General features: G+C 37.0%; 19 protein-coding genes and 2 rRNA genes. 8 read left to right on the top strand and 13 right to left on the bottom strand.

Annotation, left to right across the window (positions count from 1 at the left end; all coding sequences use genetic code 11):
• The first annotated feature begins 400 nt into the window (after positions 1–400).
• On the top strand, positions 401–1,564 hold the full coding sequence (locus PLJ10_12040; GenBank protein ID HOK10374.1) for a radical SAM protein: 1,164 nt from the start codon (positions 401–403) through the stop codon (positions 1,562–1,564).
• An 11-nt stretch (positions 1,565–1,575) separates the two neighbouring features.
• On the opposite strand, the gene PLJ10_12035 is transcribed toward PLJ10_12040, so the two are convergent.
• From PLJ10_12035 to PLJ10_12020, 4 genes are all read right to left on the bottom strand, one after another.
• Positions 1,576–2,028 carry a PTS sugar transporter subunit IIA gene (locus tag PLJ10_12035; protein ID HOK10373.1) on the bottom strand — a complete coding sequence of 151 codons (453 nt, stop codon included), beginning with the start codon at positions 2,026–2,028 and terminating at the stop codon, positions 1,576–1,578.
• A 94-nt stretch (positions 2,029–2,122) separates the two neighbouring features.
• Positions 2,123–3,298 carry an LL-diaminopimelate aminotransferase gene (locus PLJ10_12030; protein ID HOK10372.1) on the bottom strand — a complete coding sequence of 392 codons (1,176 nt, stop codon included), beginning with the start codon at positions 3,296–3,298 and terminating at the stop codon, positions 2,123–2,125.
• Between the two features lie 138 nt (positions 3,299–3,436).
• On the bottom strand, positions 3,437–4,648 hold the full coding sequence (locus PLJ10_12025; protein ID HOK10371.1) for an inositol monophosphatase family protein: 1,212 nt from the start codon (positions 4,646–4,648) through the stop codon (positions 3,437–3,439).
• A gap of 316 nt (positions 4,649–4,964) precedes the next feature.
• On the bottom strand, positions 4,965–5,333 hold the full coding sequence (locus PLJ10_12020) for a response regulator (GenBank protein ID HOK10370.1): 369 nt from the start codon (positions 5,331–5,333) through the stop codon (positions 4,965–4,967).
• A gap of 352 nt (positions 5,334–5,685) precedes the next feature.
• Between PLJ10_12020 and surE the strand changes: the two genes are divergently transcribed.
• Positions 5,686–6,441, top strand: a complete 756-nt coding sequence (surE, locus tag PLJ10_12015) for a 5'/3'-nucleotidase SurE (protein ID HOK10369.1) — start codon at positions 5,686–5,688, stop codon at positions 6,439–6,441.
• A 30-nt stretch (positions 6,442–6,471) separates the two neighbouring features.
• A complete protein-coding gene (locus PLJ10_12010; protein ID HOK10368.1) occupies positions 6,472–7,068 on the top strand; it encodes a VTT domain-containing protein in 597 nt (198 codons plus the stop codon).
• A 46-nt stretch (positions 7,069–7,114) separates the two neighbouring features.
• On the opposite strand, the gene PLJ10_12005 is transcribed toward PLJ10_12010, so the two are convergent.
• Entirely contained in the window at positions 7,115–8,263 is a 1,149-nt protein-coding gene (locus PLJ10_12005) for a hypothetical protein (GenBank protein HOK10367.1), read from the bottom strand.
• A gap of 148 nt (positions 8,264–8,411) precedes the next feature.
• Here PLJ10_12005 and PLJ10_12000 point away from each other — a divergent pair, with 148 nt between their 5' ends.
• Positions 8,412–10,208, top strand: coding sequence for a trypsin-like peptidase domain-containing protein (locus PLJ10_12000; GenBank protein ID HOK10366.1), 1,797 nt, complete (start codon positions 8,412–8,414; stop codon positions 10,206–10,208).
• A gap of 67 nt (positions 10,209–10,275) precedes the next feature.
• Complete coding sequence (locus PLJ10_11995) at positions 10,276–12,489, top strand: trypsin-like peptidase domain-containing protein (protein HOK10365.1); 2,214 nt, start codon at positions 10,276–10,278, stop codon at positions 12,487–12,489.
• 9 nt (positions 12,490–12,498) lie between these two features.
• Here PLJ10_11995 and menB read toward each other — a convergent pair whose 3' ends face one another.
• Complete coding sequence (gene menB / locus PLJ10_11990) at positions 12,499–13,329, bottom strand: 1,4-dihydroxy-2-naphthoyl-CoA synthase (protein HOK10364.1); 831 nt, start codon at positions 13,327–13,329, stop codon at positions 12,499–12,501.
• Between the two features lie 367 nt (positions 13,330–13,696).
• On the opposite strand from menB, the gene PLJ10_11985 reads away from it, so the two are divergent.
• On the top strand, positions 13,697–14,575 hold the full coding sequence (locus tag PLJ10_11985) for a pentapeptide repeat-containing protein (protein ID HOK10363.1): 879 nt from the start codon (positions 13,697–13,699) through the stop codon (positions 14,573–14,575).
• A 130-nt stretch (positions 14,576–14,705) separates the two neighbouring features.
• On the opposite strand, the gene PLJ10_11980 is transcribed toward PLJ10_11985, so the two are convergent.
• A complete protein-coding gene (locus PLJ10_11980) occupies positions 14,706–15,683 on the bottom strand; it encodes a TIM barrel protein (protein HOK10362.1) in 978 nt (325 codons plus the stop codon).
• Between the two features lie 302 nt (positions 15,684–15,985).
• Between PLJ10_11980 and PLJ10_11975 the strand changes: the two genes are divergently transcribed.
• Together PLJ10_11975 and PLJ10_11970 are read left to right on the top strand one after the other, a co-directional pair.
• On the top strand, positions 15,986–17,302 hold the full coding sequence (locus PLJ10_11975) for a hypothetical protein (GenBank protein HOK10361.1): 1,317 nt from the start codon (positions 15,986–15,988) through the stop codon (positions 17,300–17,302).
• 1 nt (position 17,303) lies between these two features.
• On the top strand, positions 17,304–18,458 hold the full coding sequence (locus PLJ10_11970; GenBank protein HOK10360.1) for a HEAT repeat domain-containing protein: 1,155 nt from the start codon (positions 17,304–17,306) through the stop codon (positions 18,456–18,458).
• A gap of 32 nt (positions 18,459–18,490) precedes the next feature.
• On the opposite strand, the gene PLJ10_11965 is transcribed toward PLJ10_11970, so the two are convergent.
• From PLJ10_11965 to PLJ10_11940, 6 genes are all read right to left on the bottom strand, one after another.
• Positions 18,491–19,750 (bottom strand): FAD-dependent oxidoreductase, encoded by a 1,260-nt coding sequence (locus PLJ10_11965; GenBank protein ID HOK10359.1) that lies wholly within the window; start codon positions 19,748–19,750, stop codon positions 18,491–18,493.
• Positions 19,751–19,752: 2 nt separating this feature from the next.
• Entirely contained in the window at positions 19,753–20,754 is a 1,002-nt protein-coding gene (locus PLJ10_11960; protein ID HOK10358.1) for an inositol monophosphatase family protein, read from the bottom strand.
• A 15-nt stretch (positions 20,755–20,769) separates the two neighbouring features.
• Positions 20,770–22,026: an aspartate aminotransferase family protein gene (locus PLJ10_11955; protein ID HOK10357.1), complete on the bottom strand. Its 1,257-nt coding sequence runs from the start codon at positions 22,024–22,026 to the stop codon at positions 20,770–20,772.
• 147 nt (positions 22,027–22,173) lie between these two features.
• A complete protein-coding gene (locus PLJ10_11950; GenBank protein ID HOK10356.1) occupies positions 22,174–22,746 on the bottom strand; it encodes a YbjN domain-containing protein in 573 nt (190 codons plus the stop codon).
• Positions 22,747–22,865: 119 nt separating this feature from the next.
• Positions 22,866–22,982 (bottom strand): 5S ribosomal RNA (gene rrf, locus PLJ10_11945).
• A 107-nt stretch (positions 22,983–23,089) separates the two neighbouring features.
• Positions 23,090–23,426, bottom strand: a 23S ribosomal RNA gene (locus tag PLJ10_11940); the annotation flags it as partial.

Raw genomic sequence — 23,426 nt, 5'->3', positions numbered from 1 at the left:
ATGGTTATTTTTTTAGGGGAGCAGGGATGCTCCCACTACATTATACCTTTAGAAAAGAAATAAACTCCAGAGAACACGGAGGAAAGAATTGAAAAAACTTTGTGTTCTTTTGTTCTTTCTGTGGCGGGATATCTTTTTTTGATTTGTGATAGTTTAAGTGAGGGCAATGAGTAAGATGAGCAATAGGTTTTGATGATATAAATTATGCATGCTATCGTGAGATGGAATCTGGTTAGAAAATCAAAATAAACAGGAACTCAGAAATTTATCCTTATCTGTTTTGTTTCATTTTTCTCCTTCACATTTCTCTATTTATATAATTTATCTATTGTACTAATACTAATATGAAAGAACGTTGTTTAGAGAGAGCATGTTAAAATATTTTGGAGAATGTAAATATATGGAAATGGAAGAAAGAGACCAGTATCAAGGATATGAACAAGGACCTATACGTCCTCCGAGTGAGGATTTGAGTTTACTTATTCGTGTAACACGAAATTGTCCATGGAACCGCTGTTCCTTTTGTCCTGTTTATAAAGGAACTCATTTTTCTGTTCGTCCTATAGAGCATGTATTAAAGGACATTGACCAAATAGTGCGGGCTATTTTGCTTATTCAGAGCATTCTTGAAGAGGATGATGACTTTTTAGATCCAGAGTTAGCAAAATTAAATAGATATTTAAAAAGAAATAAAATTGATAAGCAGGCTTTTTTCGATGCTTTGTTTTGGTGTTCATCAGGGATGCGTTCTATCTTCCTACAGGACGCTAATTCTCTTGTTTTACCTACAAAAAAGCTATTAATAATATTGAACTATTTAAAGGACTTTTTCCCTTTTGTAGAGCGGATAACAAGTTATGCTCGGTCACAAACGATATATACGAAATCGTTATTTGAATTAGTTCAACTACGGAATGCGGGGCTAAATCGATTACATATTGGGTTGGAATCTGGCTCGGATACAGTTTTAAAGTTTATGCACAAAGGTGTTACAAAGCAACAGCATATTGAGGCAGGTAAAAAAGTGATGGAGGCAGGTATTGAATTATCAGAGTATTACATACCTGGGTTGGGTGGTAGGGAGCATTGGTTAGAGCATGCAATTGAAAGTGCAGATGCCTTAAATCGAATAAACCCAACCTTTATTCGCATTCGTACTTTGGCGATTCCCCCGAATACACCTCTTTTTGATGATTGGAAATCTGAGCGATTCCAAAAATGCACTGATGAGGAAATAGTTCAGGAACTTTTATGTTTTATTCAACATTTAGATGGAATTACATCTACTATAAAAAGTGACCATATATTAAATTTATTGCCTGAAATTGAAGGTAAACTTCCGGAGGATAAACCTAAAATGATTTCGATTATTAATGAATTTTTATCACTCTCACCGGAGGAAAAGCTTATCTATCAAGTTGGAAGGCGAATGGGTACTTTTCAAAGCCTATCCGAGTTAAATTCTGGATTAAAATTATTTGTAAAAAATAACATTGAGAGACATAACATCACACTGAGTAATGTAGAGGATTTTATTAATCAAGTTATGAGTCGGAAGTTATAATGCAGGGTTGTTTAATCTGTATTTAGACAAAGAGCCAGCTGACGGGGTGAATTACATTTAATCATTCGTTGATAAAGCGATTCGTCTCTTAGAGCCTGCATCACCTTGGCTACCATTTGTAGGTACTCTTTGTCTTTATTTTTTGGGGTAGCAAATAAAACGACTAAATATACTGGTTGATTATCAATAGAATCAAAATCTACTCCATCTGGCACAATTGCGATACCGATGGTAATGTCTTTTACTTCATCCATTCTCACGTGAGGAATAGCAATGCCACCTCCGATTCCCGTGCTGGTAACTTCTTCACGGTCAAAAACTGCTTTCTTAAACAGTTCGGGGTCTGTTATAGCAGGGTTCCTCTTTACCAAATCAATTAAGGTATTTAGAACATCATATTTCGTTGTTTTACCACGAATAATACATATTTGTGACTCAGGAATTTCTCTCCCAAAAATGGGCATAACACCAAAACCTTATATTTATTGTCAATATTTTTCAAATTAAATCTATATTAACACCAAAGCGAGGCTTTACTCGTTTTGTGTGAGTTCCATTTTATGCAAAAACTCCTTTAAGGTGAGTTAACATGCGATTTATGGCTTCGTTAAGTACGTCGTCTTCGACTGTCAATGAGAAACGAATGTATCCTTCGCCATATTTTCCATATGCACTGCCAGGAGCCAGAACGATAGCGCATGTCTCAAAAATATACTCACAAAATTCTGCAGAGGTGAATTTATCAGGGATAGGTGCCCAAAGATAAAATGTCCCTTTGCTTGGAGGGATTTTCCAATTCAATTCTGCAAGTGCAGATAATAATTTTTCACGGCGACGATGGTAAATTTCAAGCATTTTTTCAGTAAATTCATCACAATCGTTCAATGCTTTAAGACCTGCATATTGGATTGGATTGAAAATACCGGAATCGGTATTCGCTTTGACTGTTGCTATCCCTTTAATAATTTCTGGATTACCACATGCCATACCGATTCGCCAGCCTGTCATATTGAATGGTTTTGATAATGAGTTTAATTCGACACCCACATCCTTTGCACCGGGTACTGAAAGGAAACTTAACTTTTCTCCCTCAAATACAATTTCACTGTAAGGGTTATCATAACAGACAGCAATGTCCCAATATTTACAGAATTCAATCAGGTCTTCAAGAAACTGTGGTGTTGCTACAGCACCTGTAGGATTATTGGGATAATTGAGGTAAAATGCTCGGGCTTGTTTTGCAGTTTCAGTAGGAATATCAGCTAACACAGGGAGAAAATTATTTTGTGCGGTTACTGGCACAGGTACAGGTTCGCCACCTGCAAACCAGATACTGGGCTTATATCCGGGGTAGCCGGGGTCGGTTACCAACACTGTATCTCCAGGATTTACCACAGCCAATGCAAAATGATGGCATCCTTCCTTTGACCCGATAAGGGCAACTATCTCCTTAGTAGGGTCAAGTTTTACACCATATCTACGGGCATACCACCTGCTTACGGCTTCTCGAAATGATTTCATTCCCCATTCTTCATCTGTTGGATATCGATGATTTTCAGGGTGATATGCTGTCCTGCATAACTCATCAATTACAGGTGTTGGCGTTGGGTCTACGGGGTCACCTATAGCTAAACTTATAACCTTTACTCCTCGTGCTCTTGCTTCGTTAATCTTGTTTCGTAATGTCATAAAAAGGTAAGGTGGTATTTTTTCTAATCTTTTTGCTGTAAACATAAACACCTTTCTTTTATTTGTTACTTTTAATTTCTCCCCACAATACCTATGTAATACAACGTATATTATACTAACTTTCCTATTCCTAACTCCACTAAATTTAATTCTATAACTTCTACTTGTACGTTAATATGTTACCTATGTTGTCGATTTTTTCTTTCGGAGGACACTGATAATTTGCTCAATTCGTTCGTTAAAATATTCTAATAAATAATCATGTAACTCTGAGTTCGCCGCTGCAATCAGGGTTTGATAATTTTCAGGATGTGTATCTAATAAAAGCACATTATCAAAATTTTCACCTTCTGTATTTGTAAATACACAACCTGCTTCTTGGGCAATTAACAATGCTGGACACAAATCATAAGGTGCTGGACCAATAATGGAACCCCTTCCTGATTTCAGGAACATATCCCGTGTCCCTTCTTGGAATTCTTTATAGAATCGGACTGCAATATCTACACAAGCATCTAATTGCCCAGTAATCAACCGTGTTAAACTATAAGATGTGCTATTACATGCAAAAAAACCACCACGTAAACTGCTCAGGTCTATTAATTTGCCCGCCGCGTTAAATATCAAATAAGAAGGTCTGCCAGGGATGGTCATTGACCAATTCATCGTCTCAATGTCTGTATTGTTGGACAATCGGATGCGTTTATTCGTATCACCGATAATAGATGTTCCTTTTCCTCGTTCCGCATAAAACATACGTGGACTCATTAATTCAGCAATACATGCGTTGTCTAATTCCTTAAATGTTGGTCTTTCTATTACTCGTGTACTTGCAACTGCTATTGTACACCACTCAAATCCATTTTTTGCCGCTCTGGTTCCATCTATCGGGTCTACAATTAACAAATATTTAGGGACACGTGCGTATGTTGAATAGCCTGTATCCTCAGAGTAATAAGCTATTGGCTGTTTAGATGTACGCAAAAAAGATAACAACGCTTTCTCCGCAACTTGGTCTATGGCAAAAGTGGGGTCGCCTGTAGGTGCGACATTAACAATATCTTTACCTTTTAAAGAACGTGCAATGGGTTCCACCGCCTCTTTTATAAACATTACTAAATCAAATAAAAATTCACGGGATAAAATCTTCTCACCTCGACCACGTCCTTTACTACTCGGAATTTCTTCGGTAGGTTGGACTGCAGTTGATGCAGAGGACTTATCGACAGGAGGTCTTCCCCGTTTCCTCTTCATAGGTTGGGTTTTTCTTACAGTGGATGTCGTCTCATCTTTTTTAGGCCTGCCACGTTTCTGAGATAACTTCTCTTTTTCTTTTTTAGATTCTCTCTTTGGTTTAGATTTAGACGTTGTTTCCTTCTTCGCGTTTTTTGCCATAAACGCATACCCTTTCTTTTAATTGTAATTCGTTTAACAACTCTTTTTGTATCCTATATATTCTATTTGGATTAACCTCTTATCATGTTATTTAACATTTTTTACAAACTTATTAAAAATCATATAAATAAAATAAGTTAATGGTTTCATAAAAGTCAAATTCACGTTTCATGCCATAGAATGACCTAATAAAGATTATGTAAAATCCTAAACACAAAATTAAAATAACACTATATTTTACTTATTCAATTTTATGAATTGACATGAAAAGATACCTTCCCTCTTCCCAAAACTACAACTCAAATACAAATACGTTTTATTCTTTTACTGTTAAAGCAATCTCTGATATTTTGTCCCCTAATTCCTTTAATGAAATAGGTTTCAAAAGAACATCGACAATATTTTCAGGTAGGATATCCTGAACATTTGGACCCAAGCCTGTAAGGATTAAAATCTTACTTTTCCCTGTAATCTTTTGAATTTCTTCTGCGGTTCTAATTCCGTCAAGAATAGGCATATCAATATCTAAAACAATAAGGTCAATGTCCTCCTCTTTTATTGTTTCAAGCACCTCTACACCATTAGTGGCAAATTTTGCATTAAAACCTTTTATTTCTGCCCATTGCTTGAATATTCGTATTAGTTCAGGACTATCATCAGCAAATAATATCTTTATATTCTGCATATTACTAAAATCCTAAATTATAATCTATAATATCTATAATTCTGTCTCCATAAATATAATACCATATTATAGAATATTTGTGTCAAAAAAATTAAAAAATTGGGAGGTGTTTTTTGTCTATTTTTTTGGGAAAACCATGTTTTATAAAATAATAATAATGAAAATATAATTTGCGTATATGAAACTTTAAGTGGTAGTAATTTTATAAAATACAAATAATTATCATTTCATATCTATTATCATTTATGTCTACAACGTTTCATTTGATATTCAAATTTAAGATATGAGATAATATTTTATTAAACAAACACAACCCTATTTTCACTTAACGAGTTCAATAAGAGGAGATGCTATGTCGAGACCAGTAATTTTATTAACAAATGATGATGGTATTCACGCCAAAGGTTTATCCTTGCTTGCTGATGTAATGGAAAGTACAGGAGATGTATATGTTTTTGCTCCTGACCGAGAACAAAGTGCTGTTGGTCATAGTGTTTCATTGAGGAAACCCTTGCGAGTAACCAAGATAAAGGAAAGATGGCACATGGTAGATGGTACACCAACGGATTGCATTATGTTGGCGGTTCGCGATTTATTAGGGACAAGACCTTCACTCATTATTGCTGGAATTAATGCTGGTGCCAATTTGGGAGATGATGTAACCTATTCTGGTACTGTCGCAGGTGCGTTCGAAGGGATGCTCCTTGGGATTCCTTCCTTTTCTATTTCAGTAGTGAGCCATAACCCTGAGAATTTTGAATCGGCTGGGATTTTTGCAGTGAAATTAGCACGGTATATATTAAAATATGGTATACCTGCTGACACCATGCTTAATGTGAATGTGCCAGACCTACCCTATTCTGAAATAAAGGGTGTTGCGGTTACTCGGATGGGACGCAGAAATTATCAGGATGAAATCATCAAAAGGTATGACCCACGTGGACAAATTTACTACTGGATAGGTGGAGCACAACCAACACATGTTCAGGAACCTGGAACCGATTTTGACGCTATTGAGCAAAACCAAATTAGTATTACACCCCTTCAAAGAGACTTTACGAATCATTCCGCATTATCATATTTTTACGACCCCAGAATAGAATTATAATGTACTTACCGAGTATGAGGGCTGTTATAAATGAAGCTTCTACGAAAATTATATGACTGGGTACTGAGCTGGGCAGAAAGTCCTTATGGGTCAACTGCCTTATTTTTATTAGCCTTTGCTGAATCCAGTTTCTTTCCCATTCCGCCAGATGTTTTGTTAATAGCACTTTGTATTGGAAACAGACTCAAATCCTTTTGGTTTGCATCGTTATGCAGTATCGGCTCTATTATAGGTGGAATTTTCGGTTATATAATTGGGTTTTCCGTCTGGATGGTTGTTCAGGATTTCTTTTTCAACTATGTGCCTGGCTTCTCTGAAGAAGCTTTCAACCATGTAAAGAACCTGTATGAAACGTATAATTTTTGGATTGTATTCATTGCCGCATTTACACCCATACCTTACAAGGTTATTACCATTGCAGCTGGTGTTTGTTCTATTAATTTCCCGATGTTCGTAATTGCTTCAACCATAGGAAGGTCAGCTCGATTTTTCTTAGTCGGAATACTTATTTTTATCTTTGGCGAAAAGATACGTAACTTCATTGACCGCTGGTTCGATTGGTGTGTCGTTGCATTTACAGTTCTTCTCATAGGTGGATTTATTGTAATCAAGTGGTGGGCTTCTTAATACCTTTTCCGAACTTGGAATATCTTTAATTAGGGTTTTTAGATTTCTATTTATTTTTTTTGTATATTATAAGCCCAGAATCTAAAGAAATTGTTTCGGGGAAGGGAATACTTGACTCAATACAAGAAGGAACTTCAAAATCGAAAAATTCTTTGTTGTTAATCTGGCATATACCTTTTATTTTCGTCTCCTTGTTTAAAGTTTCACCGTATAACAATGATTTAAATATAGAGAAAACTTTGCCATCTAATTGTAAGTAGCCGTTTATAGGGTCGTTAAAGGCAATCCCCCATTGATTTTCTTTATCTTTATATGTAAATGCACGGGTTTCAAGGAAGTTTATACTTTTATACAATCGTTGTTCTCGCTCAACAAAGAAGGCTTTACCCCAAATTTCATATCGCTTTTTCATAAAGGATGTTACTATGGCTTTTGGAACAAGAAAAATTTCAAAAGAAGGATACATTGACTGATAATCTGTAAGCGTAATACGAGCACCATATTCTGTCCCCAAATCGGATGGATAAATAGCAAGATGCGGTAACGTCTTTCCACCTAAGATAATTAAAAAGGCAAACATGTGCGGTATATATGCCATATCTTTGACAAAGTTTATTTCTATATTATCACCCTGTTGTATTTGAGCAACGGATGGGAATACTGGCAAAAATGCCAATAATCTCGTTGTATCTCTATAAAGTATCAGAGAATCTTGCTCGTGGGTTTTAATAGTCAAACCCTTGTTAGCCGTTAGACCTTTTATTTGAACAGACTTAATATCCGAATCAGATTCAAAAAAGTAGAACAATAAATGTGGAGAGATTTTAACCAGATAATGTTTGCGAACTTCATTTATATCCGAAGCATTCACATTCTCTTCCCAAGAGAGCAACGTAAAATTAAGATTCTCAACTTTTTTTAAATTATGATATGTAACCTCTGTGTTCGTACTATCCGTAATAAGGTTTGTGTTCATCAAAAATTGAATATGATTAACTGTCTGATTCGGCTCCACTTCAAAGCAAAATGTGTTTTCCCCTGAAAAAGCATTTGAGCTTGCAAAATTAAGATCGGTTTTAATGAGGTCTTTGTCACATAGAGAAACATAAATAACGTCACTTTGTTCTGATACAGCAGAAATGCAATTAACACATGTTAAAACCGTAACTATAATTGTAGTACTAACTATCTTCATAATAAAACCTTATAGTACTAAAAATAAGTTATAATAAAAGAGAGAGCCACGTCAAAAATTATCAATTTTTTGGCTATTAATCTCTATTTTCGGGTAAACTTATATTATATGAGAATTTTATCTGACACAATAACGATAAGGTAGTATAATGCATTTCAGTAGTAATCCATTATATTTTAATTTAAAATTAGTACTCATTTGCATAACAGTCTCCTTTCTTATTTTCAACAGTGATATGTTTGCAGTTGAGGAGCCATTTAGTGATACTTACCAGAATTGGTTAAATAATGCAGGCTATCCCGAAGATGAATATCAGATTGAGTATCAGTGGGTCGAACGCACATACAGAGGCAATGTTTATGGATTTTTACTGAGATATGTACCAGAGCAACATTTTAGGGAAATTTATTTTGACGAACAAGGAGTTGAGCTTTCTTTATCTGATTTGCAGGAACTAAACATTCAATTAAAGGATTGGACTCCCCAACGTGTTGAAATCCCTACTGAGACCAGAACGGACAAATCGGGAAAATCGTTCGATATTCATAAAGCCTCATCAGTTCAAAGTGATACCCTTCCCAGAAAATCTTCAAAAACTTTTATTTTACCTCCATTTATTAGAGGTGTTCACGATTCAGATGCAGACGCAACATCTCAAAAAGGAGTTTTAAAAATTGGAAGTATTATTGACCTCGATGAACCTATATCACTTTTCAATGAAGAATCCAACATCTCAATAGATAAACAAGAAGACACTCTATATTCAATTCAGTTCATCAACTTTTTTGCAGAGGATGCTCTTGGGATTAGACTTCACATTGTACTTTCAGAAAATATACCACCATCTCATTATTTGTATATAAGTAATACTCTGGATTCATCGGAACTCAATGCTATCGAAATTCACAACAAAGAAATGTGGACACCAACTATTTTTTCAGATGAAATAACATTTTATTATGTCATGCCACGCTCATCTTCATATCCACCCGTGCCTGTTATTATTGATAGTTATGCATATCTATATAAAGACCCTATTGGAGAACTTGCCAAATTGGGAAATTGCTATGAAGATGTTACATGCTATGATTCATGGACTACCATAAGCAAAGGTATTGTTGGTTTATCTACCGTATCAAGACCAAATGTTATTTACTGTACTGGTAGTCTATTAAATGATGGAAATCCGAGACATTTATCACAACTTATTTTGACTGCTTTTCATTGTGTAGGAGACCAGGAGGATGCCGATGGATTAGAATTTTACTGGTTTTATCAATCTCAAACTTGTAATGCATCACCTCCACTAATAACTACAGTACCCAAAACAAAAGGTGGTGCGGATTTCCTGACAGGTTCAAATACAATGTATGGAACCGACATGACGTTACTCAGGATGAGAAATGTCCCACCAGATAATGTTGTAGAACTGGGGTTCACTAATTTTCCAGTATCCATTAATACAGCGGTAGTGGCAATCCATCATCCCCATGGATCTTATAAAAGAATTTCTTTTGGAACAACAATAGATACAGGGAGTCCAAATAATAGAGGAGCACATTTGCGATCGCTAAATAAATTCCATGAGGTTGTATACAATTTAAGTAGTACCGAATCGGGCTCATCAGGATGTCCATTATTTTTAGAAGACACTCAACTTATAATAGGCCAATTATGGGGTGGGGAAGCCAGTTGCAATGAAATAGATGAGCCAGATTACTATGGCAGGATGGATGTAAGTTATCCACTCATTAAACCTTATTTGTATATTGCTCCTGATGAATATGACGTGGATAAATCTGGCGTGATTGATACAAACGACTTATTATTTATTGTGGATGCAGTATTAGGTGTAAACTCAAGGGTTCAAACCGATTTGACACGAGACAGTAAAACGGATGCTTGTGATATTCAAATGGTATTCAATCAAATAAATAGCAAATAAAAAAATTCATCCCATTGTTATCTAATATGATAAACGTGATAAGAAATTAAACTGGAAAGGACAAGATGTGTTATTTGCTCTCATGTCTATAGTCACTATCCAATATGTAATATTAGCAGAAGATAATCTTCCCACAGGTTACCTACAATTAAAAGAAATGCAAAATGAATATCAAATATTGCAGGAATGGGAAGAAAAGCCGTTATCTTATCCGGAACATCTTATAAACGGCGTTCTTTGTGAAGAGACACGTACGGGAAAAGTTTTAGAACTCTATTTTAAGAATGGGAATAGATTATCGGAAAGGGAACTAAATCAATTAGGGATTCAGAAAAAAACTGGGCAGTCAATTGGTGACGTCTCTGTATTTTCCGAGCCTGCCCGTTCTGTGGTAAAAGAGACAAAAAAAATATCGGGAACAGAGAGCATACAGAAATTAATAAAGGAACTACCATTTTCTCCTCCAACAGTTACTTTGCCTCCTTTACAAACGCAAAAATTGCTCGAAGAAGAAAAGAAATCGATAACAAGCACTGAAAAAGGGGTATTCCGCATTGGTATTATTCAAGAGTTATCACAACCTATCGAGGTATATGGTCAGAAAAGTTCCACCGGTCTCTGGCAGGTATTATCTGACGCTTCGTCTCTCTGGGCAGTTGATATCCAATTCCCTAATAGTATTGGCATCCGTGTAAAAATAGACCCTTTATTTGAAAACACCGATTCTGATGCGAACGCTTTTTTTTGGGTACTAAATCCCGATAAAAATGCGGACGAATTCTGGGGACCTTTTAGCCCCAAAGACATAAAAAATATGGGGGGATGGTTACCTACATGCTTCTCCGAACATGTTTATGTCTTATGTCATGTTTCACAAAATCAACCCGCAGATGCTATAGGCTTTCTCATTAAAGAAGTTATTGGTATATATAAAGACCCTATTTCATTGTTAACTAAAGCAGGTAGTTGTAACTTGGATGTTACATGTTATCCCGAATGGGCAGAGACAAGTAGAGGTATCTTAGGTCTCGGCATTGTTGGTTCTCCGTATGCTTTGTTTTGTACAGCGACACTTCTCAATGACCATGATTCATGTACCCAAATACCATACGTGCTAACTGCAAACCATTGTGTCAGTTCTCAAACGGGTACTCGAGGAGCAGATACACTGGAATTCTACTGGTTCTACCAAACCTCAACATGTAATGGAACTCCACCATCACTATCAACAGTTCCACGAACTACTGGAGGGGCTGATTATCTTGTCGGTTCAGGAGGGAGTGCTTATTACGGGCTTGGAAATGACTTTACGCTTCTAAAAATGAGGAACGAACCACCAGAAAATGCTACTTATGTTGGCTGGACTACTTCTGCTATCGCCATAGGAACACCAGTAACAGATATTCACCATCCCTCTGGAAGCTACAAGCGAATTAGTTTCGGGCATAAAACGAACACTGATAACCCATACTCCTCACTTTACCATGAAGTTACATGGGATGAGGGGACTACGGAACCTGGCTCTTCTGGTAGTCCATTAATGCTTACAGGAACGCAACAAATCATTGGTCAGTTATGGGGAGGTGGTGCGTCGTGTGACACACCAGAAGAACCTGATTATTTCGGGCGGTTTAATATTACGTATAATCTTGCTCAATCATATTTAGAACAACCAAAGGTTCAATTTTATCAGGAAACATTATTAATCGAAGAACAGAATACAACACAACAAATTACCATTTTACTCAGTGCACCTGCCCGTTCATCTGGTGGTGAAGTAGAAATAGGCATAACATCTGAAAATGCAACAGAAGGCATTGACTTTGACTTAAACACACATTTCATTTCCTTCCTACCTAATACAACACAAATGACATTAACACTTACCTTCTATGATAATACCCATATAGATGGGGACAAGATAGTTGTTTTAAGTTTAAAAAATCCGCAATGTTTAAGATTGGACACAACAAAAATCAATTACGAAATTACCATTTTAGATAACGACCCAGACAGTGATGGCGATGGATTATCTGATTACGATGAAACTAATGGGGTTTACGGATTTCCCTCCGACCCGAATAGAGTTGATACAGATAATGATGGGCTTACAGATGTTGAAGAGGTTCGAGGCATATATGGTTATGTTTCCAATCCAAACCTTCGCGATACTGACGGAGACCGTGTAAATGATTGGTTAGAAGCTCGTTTTGGAACCGACCCGACGAATCCTTACGATGCACCACCTCTACCTTCGTTGCCTATTCCATGGTTCAAGTAGGAAACCAATCTACGGTTTACGGGGAAACTTTGAAAAGTTTGGGTCACGTTTTTCCAGAAAGGCATTCCGCCCTTCTTGTCCTTCTTCGGTCATGTAGAATAGCATTGTGGCATTCCCAGCTAACTCGGTTAAGCCTGCTTGACCATCTTCATCTGCATTCATTCCCGCTTTAATACAACGTAGTGCAATAGGCGACATCTTCAATATCTGCCTGCACCATGCCACTGTGGTTAATTCTAAATCCTCCAACGGGACAACAATATTTACTAATCCCATGTCCAATGCTTCTTGAGCATTATACTGTTTGCATAAAAACCATATTTCCCTTGCCTTCTTTTGTCCAACAATACGTGCCAGATGTGCTGAACCATATCCAGCATCAAAAGAACCTACCTTTGGACCTGTCTGCCCAAAAATGGCATTATCCGCTGAGATAGTTAAATCACACACCATTGCTAAAATATTCCCTCCGCCAATAGCATATCCCGCCACCATTGCAATAACTGGCTTCGGGCATGTTCGTATCTGACGATACAAATCTAACACATTTAATCGGTGATGTCCTGTCCGAGGGTCTACATAGCCTGCTTCCCCACGATACTTCTGGTCACCACCCGAACAAAATGCCTTCTCTCCTGCTCCGGTAAGAACAACCACGCCTACCTGTGAATCAAACCGTGCATCTGCAAGGGCATCGCTTATCTCATCTAACGTAACGGGTGTAAAGGCATTGCGTCGATGAGGACGATTGATAGTTATCTTTGCTATTCCTTCCGCCTTATGATATAAAATCTCATTATATTTCTTAACTTCCTTCCAAACAAGTGCTTCTTTAATCATCTTAGAACTCCTTATATTAAAACGGTCATATATTTTACTTAAATAACCACACTTTCTTCCATTCATCAAATCACGTTATAAGAAATCTAATCGAGAAAAAAATTTATAAAGGATAAATTGTAATAAATAAAACAGATAGGATTAACTCCGTTTTAAAAAAATCGATTTTTGTTCGTTAATTTGCGATGTATCCTCTTCTAATCTATGCATATATTTATTTTTTATTCACAATTTAAAAACATTCCCTATTGCAATGAATAAATGTTATTATAATTATTAAATATAAATGTTGATTATCTATTAATTTATGTATATAATAATATAATAAATTATTATAATTTTATTTGTTAAAGAAATAATAAAAATTATGGCAAATTTTGCACATGTTGAAATAGTAAAACAAGGAATTGAATCACTTGCCCGTTGGCGTGCGTCAAACCCCCAAACAACGCTTGATTTAACAGGGGTGAGCCTATCTAATTTTAATTTGGCTGGCTTTGATTTAACGAAAGCCGATTTAATGGATGCAGACTTAAGAGGGGTGAATCTTAAAGGTGCCTGTCTTATGGGGTCAAGACTCATCCGTGCCAATTTAGAGAAAGCCAATTTGGAAGGGGCAAATTTAATAGGTGCAGACTTAACAGATGCAGATTTGAGTGAAGCAAATTTAGAGCGTGCAATACTTCGAAATGCAAATTTATCCGATGCAAACATGAAAAAGACACGTCTTTCCAACGCCGACTTAATGAATGCAGTTTTATTTAGATGTAAGTTATCCGATGGTATTTTGAGAGAGGCAAACTTAAAAGATGCGGACTTTAGTGCAGGAAGATTACGAGGAGCAGACCTTCGCGAAGTCAATGGGACAAACGTTAAATTTTGCGGGGCTGATTTAACAGGTGCAAACTTGAAACAGGCTTGTCTAATCCGTGCTGATTTCCGACGTGCTCGTTTAGTAATGGCAAATCTTTCCGCTGCCAATCTTCACGAAGCTTGTTTAATCGAGGCAGACCTATCTGGAGCTAATCTCAGTACAGCCATCTTAAAACATGTATACTCCAGCGAGGCAAGTTATAGTGGTGCAAAAATGCTGAAAACAGACCTCTCAGGGGCAAACCTTGAAAAAGCAAATCTTGTCGGTGTCAATCTTTCTGATTCAAAATTAGATGGGGCAAATTTAAGGGGAGCACAAATATCGTTCGTCCAAAAACTTAAATTGTGGACGTTTTTCTTCCTCGAGAAATGACGTCAATACCTAATCAAAACCAAGCCTACCATTAAGGGGGAAGAATAGTGAGACTTTAATTCTAATATAAAGGAAGGCATCTGATATGTAATCAGATGCCCGATATACACATGTTGTTTTAGTAAAGTAGTTAGATAAACATGACGCGACGGATTATTTTCTGGCTTTCTATTGCGTCTAATGTCCTTTGGGCTTTTCTTAATTCAGTTATATCTAATTTTTCCAATTTCTTATCCATAATTTCTATATTCCCTATGGCTATTTGCAGAGCGTATATCGGCTCCATTCGTGGGGAACGCAAATCGAGGTTGTAATATCCCTTATACTTTGCAGTCTTTAAATAAAACAATGTTTCAAGGAGTTCCCATAAATGATAACCACCAGGAACAAGCAAATCATCCGATGGTAAGCACGTATCATTCAAATACATTTGAAACAGTTTTCCTGCCCTTGCCACCTGAGCAATGGTTTCCGCAGGTATTTCACCAGCCATTAACGAATTAGAAAAACTAATTGCAACTCCAATATTTTTCATTGCAATCTCCTGACACATTGCTAAGGCTCGTCCCCCAGAAGAAACAGTTATAAATTTTCGTGGCTCACGTGGCTTATATAAGACTGATACATTTATATCTGGCGAAGCATATTTAGCGACTGTTTTCACAGAGGAGATAATGGTATTCCATTGGTTTAAATAATCTACATGAAACGGGTAATCTGACCCATCGGTATATAGCCGAAGTACTACCTCTGTTGTGCCTAATCCTCTGGCAATATCCACTGCCTTACGTCCTTCATCAATTGCAGAACTTCTCATTTTTGGATGTTGATGACCCAATGCCCCCAAAGCATATTTTTTACTCTCTGAATAATCTACCGAAACTGCGGAACAAAATAAATCATAATCTTTCAACATCCTCTTTACTGTTTTTACAGTTAGGTCACTTGTAATATCCGAATGACGAAGCTCAACAGCAGATATTTTTTTAATCTTCGATATTACCATCAACGCTTCTGTAAATTTTATTGGCTCACGATACCCCTCTTTACAGTAGCCATCGTATACCGAGTCAAAAATATTAAGTGTGGTTGAAAATCTAAGTGGCATTGTTATCCTCCTTGTATTAATTAGACATTTAAAAAATACCCATCTATTTAAAAATTAAAAACAAACATTAAAAAGAGAATAGATTATACAATAAACTTTAAATTTTGTCAATACCTTTTTAAACTTTTTATTCACACGTCTTATGTCCTTATGCCAACCTTTTTCAACAAAGCACTCTGATATTGTTGAAAAACAACACCATTCAATCCATCGGGCAACTAAAAATAGGTTAGGATTGACTATAATAGATAATTAATCGTATATTAAAATCTATCCTCTGTAATGATTAAGGATGAGAATAAATGAATAAAACTCTCATAAAATTGGCTATCCTTTTCCTTATCGTATCTTCTTCAGCAAAGAGCGATTTTCAAACATCGAAACTACTGGAAGGTTGGGATTTCCGTTACAAAGGTTTTATTATAGGTGCGTGGTGGTCTCCAGGGGCAGATGATTTAGAACTTAACCTTTATAAAGAAGCTGGCTTTAATGTGTTAATTATGAGCCAATATATGAATGATATGTCTGATATTGATAAAGCAATAATAAAACTTGACTATGCAAAAAAATATAACCTTTGGGTTATGTTTGATACACTCACGAAAAATGAGGAGCCATGGGGAGGGAAAAAATGGGTAGAGCCTTATGAAAATCCTTTTGAACATCGTGCAAGTCTTGAAGAACTAAAATTCCTTTATGATGCAGTCGCCAATCATCCAGCCATGTTAGGTTTTTTGCTCGGTGATGACCAAGGAGAAATAACTCCGAGAACAAAAGCATGCACCGATTTTCTATACCAACGACCACAACCACAACTTATACCATGGCTTTGCGGATGGATTCCACCAAAAAATCTGGCAAAATTTAATAATCCTTTTTCTAATCCACAAATATATCCCCCTTTAAATGAATGGCATCTTCCATCAGACATGCTGGCTATAAAATATATCTCCGAATATGCAAAGTGGAGTAGCGAATGCAAAAAATATGGACTTGTTTTCTGGCCTATGTTTTATGTTCAAGGTTTGCCTGGAACGAAATACACCTTTTTCCCCAGTGATTCATTAATTCGCTTCCCTGCATATCTTGCGATTGCCTTCGGAGCAAAGGGAATTTGGTATTTTCATTATGGAGGTAGTGCTTTTCAGAATAGCCTCCTCAAAGAGGAGTCTATGGATGATAGAACAAAGTCGTGTAATTATACCCCTTTATATACCATCGCAAAAGAGGTAAACAATCGAATAGCTTTTTGGGGAGATTATATTGTTTCAAGAGAATCTACTGCCATTTTCAGCACCGCCTTCCCAGAAAACCCAGAGATGAAAAAAATAAAAGGCTTAAAAAAACCAGGGATAGGAAGTGTAATCGATGCGATGGATAAATACCTTATAGTTGGTATTTTAGAAAAAAAAGGGGAAAACGCACTTGCTATGGTTGTAGACTGTAGAATAAGCAAAGAATGGGAGGATATTCCATACCGAGAAGTGTCTATTTATTTTTCTCATCGTTTTAAAACAATAAAAATATTAGACTGTGACCAGATAAAAGAGATAAAAGGTAACGGCGTTAAATTTAACTTAAAAGCTGGTGAGGGACAATTGCTGGAGCTAACAAGGTAATATGTTCATTACTCAAAACAAGAATGACACATTGTGGAAAAAAGTTTTGCCCTTAATCTTTCTTCTTCCTCTCTTCTGTTTTTGTGATGAAAATCAATTTTTGACAATAAACACTTCGGAAATAACTTCGGACCCAGCTCTTGTCGAGAATACTTCAAAAAGAATAGAACAATTAAATCAATCGGTTCATTATGAATTCCTTATTCCTGATGAATCACCAAAGTTGCCAATAAATCTATTTCTTCAAGACCATGAAACCACTTTCCCATCGAATGTTCTCTCAAAAACAACAGACCCCATCTTAAAGGAACAGATTTTTGCTTCAAACGATCCTGATTGGTTACCCAAATTCGAAGAACTATTCACCTTCCCATCCTACGAAATGAAACTCTCAGCCTGTAAGAAAATATATTCCAAGAATTCAGAATATTTTGTTCAAGAATTATTAAAATATCTTGCCAACGGTACAGCAGACCAGGCATTAATTTTAAATCAACTCCTGCCCGATTTGAAGCAGGAATTAGAGGAACCGTTAATACAACGTTTAAAGGAAAGACAATTGCCTCCTCCTCAACATCGGGCTATTATTTATACATTGGGCAGAATTCGTTCAGAGAAATCTGTTCCTTTACTTTGGAATGAATTTCAAAACAGTTCCTCCGAAGAAATGGCTTACACCTGTGTTCAGGCATTAGCAAACATGCCTCATTCAACACCTATAGACCAATGGCTTCAAGTGATACAAAGTCCTTTTGTTTCTGTGGCACTTCTTTCTGCTCATGCTATATCCGAATATGGAGGGACTTATTCAGAAGAACAGATTCGGCGAATATTATTAGGAGAAATACCCGTTGCTCCAAAGGTAGCAGAATACCTATTAGAAAAAGTGGGTAATTACCCATTGGAAATAATAGTCCCATTTTTTATAGAGGTTATGGAGAAAAATCCAAATTTATCGTTGAGAGTTGCAACTATTTTAAGTCAAAAAACAGGGATGAATTTGCCTGCATCACCTCAACAATGGGCAAATTGGTGGAAGGAACAAACAAATCCTCCATCTCCACCACCATCTAATACGGACCAAACTTCCTCTGAAAATATGCCCTCTTCAAAACCTGATATAAAAGTTCACCAACCCCGTATCCGTAAGCGATAACATATCCGTATAGAGAAGGGCAACCATGTTTTCTAAATATTCCTTTTCTCCTTGCTTAACATCTGCACTACTTGCATCGCCGTTTCAATAGAATCTTCAAGCATTCCTTCTCCCCAATAATCGCTACAATAATATGTTCTATTCATTCCTGATATTTCGCTGAATCTTCTTTGGACACTTAACATTTTCCATGTGGCTTTTGGTGCCTTTCGTTGAAACATATAAATAAGTTTATCTTTTGGGATACATCCTTCACGAGGGGCAATAGTCAAAAATAGCCTCGACTTAAATGGTAATTGTTGTAGTTGATTTATATCCCATGTTATAACAGGAGGAATCTTTGTTGGGTCTCCACTCGCTTGTATATACCATGAGAATGGGGTTTTTAAGGCAGTCTGGGCAAATCGCTCATCTTTATGAAATGCTATACTAAACTGCTCATATCCATAGGAGCCTAATATTGCTGTCTCGGATTCCGTCGGTTTCTCTAATATTTTCAATGCTTCGTCTGCTGGTGTTGCAATAACAACCGCATCAAACGTTTCTTTCTCACCAGAACGTGTGGTAATTTCTACATAGTCAGGGTGCCTACGAACACACGTAACTTCTGTTTGAAAACGGATAGGATAAATTAGCCCTGATATAATCTGGCTAATGATTCGGAATGCACCGCCACGAACTACTCGCCACTGTGATTCTTCATCATCATCCAAGAATCCCATCCTATCTAAAAAAGAAAAGAAGGAATAGGCTGGAATTTCCTTTAACGTACTGGTTAAACCACACCAAAAAGATTGAACTAATGGTAGAATAAATATATTCTGCACATCCACAGGAATTTTTTGTTCATCTAAATATTCTGATAAAGATATTTTAAGATCCTTTTTATTTAAAAATGGTTTACTTTGCTTTTTAAGTTTTTTCCAAGCAGACATAACTCTATAATTGACGGGCTTAAAATATGAAGTTACAAAGGGGAAACTCTGAAATTTTTCACCCAAACACCAGCATAAACCCTGCTTGGAATAATTAATAATAACTCGTTTGGGAACTTCCTGAGAACGCAAATTTAATTTGTCCAGCAGATTTACAAGATTTGGATAATGAGTCCTATTATAGACTGTAAACCCTAAATCTATATTTGACTCCAGATTCTCTTCTTTGTATTTAATGGAAAAAATACCACCTCCAGGTCGGTTTGATTTTTCATATACGAACACCTTGTGCTTATCAGACAAAAAATATGCAGTCGTTAATCCTGCAATACCAGCACCGATAACAGCTACCTTCATTGTTACCCTTTCCTCTCATGTTGCAATATTTCTTTCAATATTTCCAAACCTAAATGATGTAAATAACCATTAGAAGCAAACACACCGATAGAGTTTTTTAATAAAGGATCTCCATTAAATTGAAACGAGGCACCACGCACATCCGTTACTTTTCCACCTGCTTCTTCTAATACAATAGCACCACCTGCATGGTCCCATATCTTCTCGCGATATTCAGGATTCTCTTCTGGTGGAAAGCGGAGAATAATTTCGCCTTCACCACTTGCTAATAGCCCATATTTTACTTGACTATCTATCGGCACGCTCTTTGTAATTCTTGATTTCAACAGAAATTGTTCTGTATCTCTCAAATTTGTATGCTTGGATTCATAGGAACGAAGCAATCTCGCATCTTCAAAACGGGTGCATTCTGAGACATGAATTGGGAACCATTCTGCTTTATCTACTAATGATGTAACCCATGCCCCTCGCCCTTTCTGTGCAAAAAAGACGCAACCTGCGGTATCCGTTTTAATAATATTCGGAAGTCGAAGTCGAGGGCATGCCAAAACACCCAATTCGAGCACCCTATCTTTTATATATGCTAATGAAATGGCATATTGGTCTCCACGCAAAAAGCCTTTTGTACCATCCAGAGGGTCTAATACCCAGAAAGATTTGGGATTTGTGATGTCAGAATTAAAGTCTAAATATTGGAGAATATGTTCTTTCTTTAAATTATTTTCGTAAAGAGATAACAACTGGTATAAATTTTCAAGGAAATTTTGTTCTCCAGATTCTAACAATGCTTTGGACGATTCTTCAGCAATTAAAGCATCGCCACTATAATTCTGACTTAACCAATAACCAACAAGAATTTGGGCTCCATAATCAGCAATTGTCACTGGTGAATAATCTTGCTTTGATTGAACATGTTCCTGCTTTTGCCTCGCTACTTCCTCAGTAAATAGCGATACTTTTCTCATCAACATCAATAATTCATCTACTAATTTACTTTCATTCATATCCAATTTTTCCACTTAGATACGTTTCCATGCGGAAACTAATAACCGATACGCATATTCCAGTTCTTCTTTCGTTATTACTAATGGCGGACTGACACGAAGAACTTTTTTCGCTAATGGACCTAAAAAATGAACACCTTCGTTGCCGGTCCCATAATAAGCCTCTAACACACATCGATTTGCTATGTCTGCATTTACACAATCTATACCGTAGACCATCCCTTCACCTCGCACATCTGTAATAAACGGGAATTCTTCTTTCAACTTAATTAACAATTCATGTAATACTGGTGCGGTACATTTCACATGCTCAACAATCTTTGCTTCTTCAAAAACGTCCATAGTCGCACAAACAGCACAACAAGCAGATGTGCTTGCGCTAAACGTATCGGATGCTTCACCATAATCCAATGCCTCTATTAAATCCTCTCTACCTACAACAGCTGAGGCGGGCTCTCCACTCGCCATACCTTTCCCTAAGACAACCAAATCGGGTTCTACTCCATATGTTTGAAAAGCATACATATTACCTGTTCTGCCAAAACACGACTGAACCTCATCAAAAATAAAAGGTATATCATGTAAATTACACCATTTTTGCAATAATTGATGATACCATTTCGGCGGATGATAAGACCCTTTGGCTCCTAAGTATGGCTCGGTAATTAATAAAGCAATCTTATTTGGATATGTTTTCCATAATTCGTCTAATTCTTTTTGATAATAATCCTCACCATAGCCTTCACCCATCGGAAACGATACCCATCGAACATTCGGATTCGGACTGCTATCACCTGTTACATCGGACGCAAGTCCTTTTTTTCCATGAAAACCGTGACGTGTTGCAAGAATAATATGCCTATCAGGATACCTATGTAGAGCAGTCCACATCGCTTTCTGAATACCTTCCGAACCGCTTGCCGACCATAATATTTTTTGGGCTTTAGCATATCCAAAACTTTCGACCAGTCGCTTTGATGCTTCCACCTGAACAGGTGTAATCATGTTATAAGTATTTCTCGGATATGCACTGTAATATTCTTTAAACTTCTTCTCAAATAGAGGATGTGCATACCCTAAATTACTGACCAACACACCTGAAGTGAAATCGTATAATTTTCTACCATCCACTGTCCACAAACATACCCCTTGGGCTTTCTCAACAACAATTTGTGAGGGAGTATAGGTTTGTTGACCATGCCCTACATATTTTGTATATAGTTCCCTGAACGAATTTCCCTTATCCTCATTTGGATGTGAAATACGCATCATAAAACAACACCTCATCTTAGTATTTATTAAAAGGGAATCAAAAAAGACGATAAATAGATTTCTTATTATGTGTAAATTATCTCACAAATTGCAAGTATGAAAAAATGTGTCCGACTTGTCTGACTCGTCCGACGTGTCCTGCCCAATTCAATTTAAATTAACTCTACCCAATCCGCTGAGTAAATCTTTCAATATCTTGCTCATCATGGTTTTTTCTAAAAGAACTTCACCCCTCAAATCATTCTGAATAAACCGTTCCGCAGTAACCTTCCCTTCCAAAATCATTACAATTATAGGGGCATAAGTTTCCACTACTTCCACGACCAGCCCTAAAGAATGAACAAATTGTTCATAAGAAATTGTATTTTCATCAATAGGCAGGTCTATTGAAAAGCGAATATCACCATAGACAGGTTCATAAGCAAACTTCCCTATGATGATACGATAATTAATCCATTCTAACGCTAAAAGCAAATTAAGTATCTGTTCTTTGGGTATTTTATCAAATGGTGCTCTTATTAGATTTTGGGTTCGGAAGGAAAGGCATTTCTTTTCTATCATCGGGTCAATGCACACCATATACACAGGACTATTTTCTGAAGAACGCCAACCTGTATAAATTATCCCTTCTTGTTCAAAAGGTTCATTTACCGCTTCATAATTTTTCCAGCCGAATCGTTCCAGATACTCTTTAATTAGTTGTAATGTAATGTGTTTCATTTTATGTCTTCTTATGTTAAGTGTTGTTATTTACATTATACACCAAAACCACTCCACCAATACTTTTTTCTGACCAATCCGACACGTTCGACTGGTTCGACAGTTTAAAACAAAAAAAATGCCGGCGACGACCTACTCTCCCACGGGGGAAGCCCCGCAGTACCATCGGCGCTGGTAGGCTTAACTTCCGTGTTCGGAATGGGAACGGGTGTTTCCCTACCGCTATAGTCACCGGCAAACTCGTATAAATTAAACTTTTATAAAGACATCGACAGTGAATGCAAGGTAGGACAAGAATAAGAAACATGGGCTCGTAGGGGAATTATCTGTCTTATGAGAACATAAGACCAAGCCTCACGAGCTATTAGTACTGGTCGGCTAAACATGTCGCCATGCTTACACCTCCAGCCTATCAACCTGGTAGTCTTCCAGGGCTCTTTAGTGGCCTTACGGCCAAGGGAGACCTCATCTTGGAAGGGGCTTCGCGCTTAGATGCTTTCAGCGCTTATCCCGGCCGGACATGGCTACCCAGCGGTGCCACTGGCGTGACAGCTGGAACACCCTAGATCCGTCCACCCCGGTCCTCTCGTACTAGGGGCAGATTTCCTCAAGTCTCCTACGCCCGCGATGGATAGGGACCGAACTGTCTCACGACGTTCTGAACCCAGCTCGCGTGCCAC

It is taken from the genome of Candidatus Hydrogenedens sp. (assembly GCA_035361075.1).
Taxonomy (GTDB): domain Bacteria; phylum Hydrogenedentota; class Hydrogenedentia; order Hydrogenedentales; family Hydrogenedentaceae; genus Hydrogenedens.
The sequence above is the reverse complement of the archived record's forward strand: the minus strand, read 5'-3'. Positions and strand labels throughout refer to the sequence as shown.

Bases quoted from the DNA above. Each gene is read 5' to 3' on its own strand.
- PLJ10_11980 (HOK10362.1), bottom strand. From the start codon at position 15,683: ATGCCACTTAGATTTTCAACCACACTTAATATTTTTGACTCGGTATAC.
- PLJ10_12030 (HOK10372.1), bottom strand. From the start codon at position 3,298: ATGTTTACAGCAAAAAGATTAGAAAAAATACCACCTTACCTTTTTATG.
- PLJ10_11970 (HOK10360.1), top strand. From the start codon at position 17,304: ATGTTCATTACTCAAAACAAGAATGACACATTGTGGAAAAAAGTTTTG.
- PLJ10_11965 (HOK10359.1), bottom strand. From the start codon at position 19,750: ATGAAGGTAGCTGTTATCGGTGCTGGTATTGCAGGATTAACGACTGCA.
- PLJ10_11985 (HOK10363.1), top strand. From the start codon at position 13,697: ATGGCAAATTTTGCACATGTTGAAATAGTAAAACAAGGAATTGAATCA.
- PLJ10_12005 (HOK10367.1), bottom strand. From the start codon at position 8,263: ATGAAGATAGTTAGTACTACAATTATAGTTACGGTTTTAACATGTGTT.
- surE (HOK10369.1), top strand. From the start codon at position 5,686: ATGTCGAGACCAGTAATTTTATTAACAAATGATGATGGTATTCACGCC.
- PLJ10_12040 (HOK10374.1), top strand. From the start codon at position 401: ATGGAAATGGAAGAAAGAGACCAGTATCAAGGATATGAACAAGGACCT.
- PLJ10_12035 (HOK10373.1), bottom strand. From the start codon at position 2,028: ATGCCCATTTTTGGGAGAGAAATTCCTGAGTCACAAATATGTATTATT.
- PLJ10_12010 (HOK10368.1), top strand. From the start codon at position 6,472: ATGAAGCTTCTACGAAAATTATATGACTGGGTACTGAGCTGGGCAGAA.
- PLJ10_11955 (HOK10357.1), bottom strand. From the start codon at position 22,026: ATGATGCGTATTTCACATCCAAATGAGGATAAGGGAAATTCGTTCAGG.
- PLJ10_11975 (HOK10361.1), top strand. From the start codon at position 15,986: ATGAATAAAACTCTCATAAAATTGGCTATCCTTTTCCTTATCGTATCT.
- PLJ10_11950 (HOK10356.1), bottom strand. From the start codon at position 22,746: ATGAAACACATTACATTACAACTAATTAAAGAGTATCTGGAACGATTC.
- PLJ10_12025 (HOK10371.1), bottom strand. From the start codon at position 4,648: ATGGCAAAAAACGCGAAGAAGGAAACAACGTCTAAATCTAAACCAAAG.
- PLJ10_11960 (HOK10358.1), bottom strand. From the start codon at position 20,754: ATGAATGAAAGTAAATTAGTAGATGAATTATTGATGTTGATGAGAAAA.
- menB (HOK10364.1), bottom strand. From the start codon at position 13,329: ATGATTAAAGAAGCACTTGTTTGGAAGGAAGTTAAGAAATATAATGAG.
- PLJ10_12020 (HOK10370.1), bottom strand. From the start codon at position 5,333: ATGCAGAATATAAAGATATTATTTGCTGATGATAGTCCTGAACTAATA.
- PLJ10_12000 (HOK10366.1), top strand. From the start codon at position 8,412: ATGCATTTCAGTAGTAATCCATTATATTTTAATTTAAAATTAGTACTC.